We start from the raw sequence: 2,066 nt of genomic DNA, 5'->3' as shown, positions 1-2,066 counted from the left end.
GTGGCGATGAGCGAAATTCGCGCCGAACTGGGCGAGGGGGTCGAGACGGTGGCGGTGAAAGAAGGCTTGAGCAGCTTCGCCGCCATTCACCTGCACCCCGCCGAAGCCTTGCGCCGCATCCGCGCCGGAGCCGAAGCGGGCGTGCGCCGCGCCGCCACCCTGCCGCCCTATGTCACCCGCTGGCCTGCGCCCTGCCAGCTCAGTTTCGACCACCAGGCCCGCGCCGACGCCTGCGAGCGCGTGCCGGGCGTGACCCGCGTGGACGCCGTGACGGTAGGCTGGGAGAGTGAGAGCGCCTACCACCTGTTCCAGACCTTCCGGATGCTGGCGAAGGTGGCCGAAGTGAGACTGAACGGCTAAGGAGGCGAGGGGCGCTCACCCGGCGTCAGCTTCGGCGCCCTAGTCTGCGCCCATGCGACGACTTGGGCGAGCGATGTGGACGGTTCTCGGTTTGTGTGGCCTCAGCGTGGCGGGCGCGACCACCTGGGTCGGGGCGGACGCCAGTACCGCCGGATACGGCGTGCGGGCGGGCAGTTCGCTGCTGGCCGTGCCGCGCATCGGGGCGCTGGGGGTGGAGGGAAGCGCCGAAAAGGGCTGGCAGGGCCAGAGCCGCTACGCCGCCGCCCTGACCCTGCGTGACCTGAACCTGCCGCTGACGAAGGTGGACGCCTTCGCCAGTGCCGGAGCCGAGTACCGCAGCGGACTGAACCTGGCGGGCCTCAACCTGTACGGCGAGGCTGGACTGCGCGGGCCAGTGCTGGGGCCGGTGGGCTGGCGTGCCTATGCCCGCAGCACCCTGACCCGACAGTTCGGGGCCGGGGTGGGCCTGGAAGTGCGGTTTTAGGCGATAGAGCAAGTGGCAGGGCAGAGAATCCAGCTTCCTCCGCCCTGCCACTTGCCCGCTTCAGAGGCGGGGCGGGCCTTCCTGTTCGTAGACGCGGGTGGTGGTGCGCCCAAAGTAGGGAATGCGGTAGTTCACCCGGTCCATCGAAGGAATGCCGGGGCCACCGAACATGATGGCGAGACTTCCGCCGAGCAGCAGCAGCGGCAGCTCCAGACCGGCGGGCGCGAAGAAACTGCGGCCCCAGTGGACATACCAGATGGCCCCGAACATCACGCAGCTGAGCAAGAAGGCCACCGTGCGGGCAGCCAGACCCAAGAACAGCAGCACGCCGCCCACCACCTGAATGGTGGCGACCAGCGGAGCCGTGAGCATCGGGTGAGGAACGTTCCAACTGTTGAACTGGTCCACCATCGGCTTCAGGTCGCCCCAGGCGAGTTGCTGAAGGCCGTGAGCGAAAAACACGACACCCAGCACCAGCCGGAGCAGAGCAAGACCGATTTCGGGTTGGCGTGGCATATCCGTCAGTGTATCAGCCTGCCCGCGCCCTTGCCTCTCCCCTACGCAACTTGCCGACCCTCATGAAAGCCGAGAAGCCAGCCTCATAAACCCCTCCTGAACTCCGGCACACTTCGGCCCGATGCAGCCCGGTTAACCTACGGGGCATGACCGGACACCGCAGCGAAGAACAACTCGACGTTCCCCAGGAAAACCGCAGCACCGACTCGGAAAGCGCGACCAAGTTCCCCACTCCGCAGTCGGGCGTGGTACAGGACAGCCCCGGCAACAGCGCCGTGGGCGTGGAGCCCGGCGGACAGCTCGACAGTGAAGGCGAATACGTGAAGGGCGACAGCAATGTGCTGGACGCGCCGCTTGAGGGCGAGAACGAAGGCTGACCCCTTCTTCCGAGAAGCTTGAAGTTTGAATCGGGCGTGCGATGACCCCCGGTTCTCTTCCTAAAACGCGGGATGTTTCGACGTCCTCATCAATGGAGCGCACTGCGAGAGATCAGAACTCGCAGTGCGCTCCGTAAGTAGGCTGTCCTGGAGAGCCAAATTCCTACTCACCATCAAGGATGGGACTGTCCGAACCGTCGGTTCTCCGCTGATGCCAGTCAGCCGCACAGCCTTCGCGCAAGCTGAGCCCGAGAAGCTCAGCGGTTATTCGCGACCCGTTCCAAGTCTTCCGCCAGGATGGACTTGCTCTGTGCGCCGACGGCGGTGGC

At 66.0% G+C, this 2,066-nt stretch carries 4 protein-coding genes; 3 read left to right on the top strand and 1 reads right to left on the bottom strand.

Translation table 11 applies throughout. The annotated features are described in order from the left end of the window. Together Q4C89_RS08550 and Q4C89_RS08545 are read left to right on the top strand one after the other, a co-directional pair. Nucleotides 1-360, top strand: a 360-nt coding sequence (locus Q4C89_RS08550; protein ID WP_303102184.1) for a M55 family metallopeptidase, incomplete at its 5' end; no start/stop codon positions are given. 52 nt (nucleotides 361-412) lie between these two features. Next, entirely contained in the window at nucleotides 413-844 is a 432-nt protein-coding gene (locus Q4C89_RS08545) for a hypothetical protein (RefSeq protein WP_303102183.1), read from the top strand. 60 nt (nucleotides 845-904) lie between these two features. Here the strand turns inward: Q4C89_RS08545 and Q4C89_RS08540 are convergent, their stop codons facing one another. Next, complete coding sequence (locus tag Q4C89_RS08540; RefSeq protein ID WP_303102182.1) at nucleotides 905-1,360, bottom strand: DoxX family protein; 456 nt, start codon at nucleotides 1,358-1,360, stop codon at nucleotides 905-907. Nucleotides 1,361-1,506: 146 nt separating this feature from the next. Between Q4C89_RS08540 and Q4C89_RS08535 the strand changes: the two genes are divergently transcribed. After that, nucleotides 1,507-1,737: a hypothetical protein gene (locus Q4C89_RS08535; protein ID WP_303102181.1), complete on the top strand. Its 231-nt coding sequence runs from the start codon at nucleotides 1,507-1,509 to the stop codon at nucleotides 1,735-1,737. Nucleotides 1,738-2,066 lie beyond the last annotated feature (329 nt).

The sequence above is a fragment of the Deinococcus sp. genome, from assembly GCF_030523985.1.
In the GTDB taxonomy this organism is placed as follows: domain Bacteria; phylum Deinococcota; class Deinococci; order Deinococcales; family Deinococcaceae; genus Deinococcus.
Note: the sequence above shows the minus strand (reverse complement) of the source record. Positions and strands in the feature narration are given on the sequence as shown.

Bases quoted from the DNA above. Each gene is read 5' to 3' on its own strand.
- Q4C89_RS08535 (WP_303102181.1), top strand. From the start codon at position 1,507: ATGACCGGACACCGCAGCGAAGAACAACTCGACGTTCCCCAGGAAAAC.
- Q4C89_RS08545 (WP_303102183.1), top strand. From the start codon at position 413: ATGCGACGACTTGGGCGAGCGATGTGGACGGTTCTCGGTTTGTGTGGC.
- Q4C89_RS08540 (WP_303102182.1), bottom strand. From the start codon at position 1,360: ATGCCACGCCAACCCGAAATCGGTCTTGCTCTGCTCCGGCTGGTGCTG.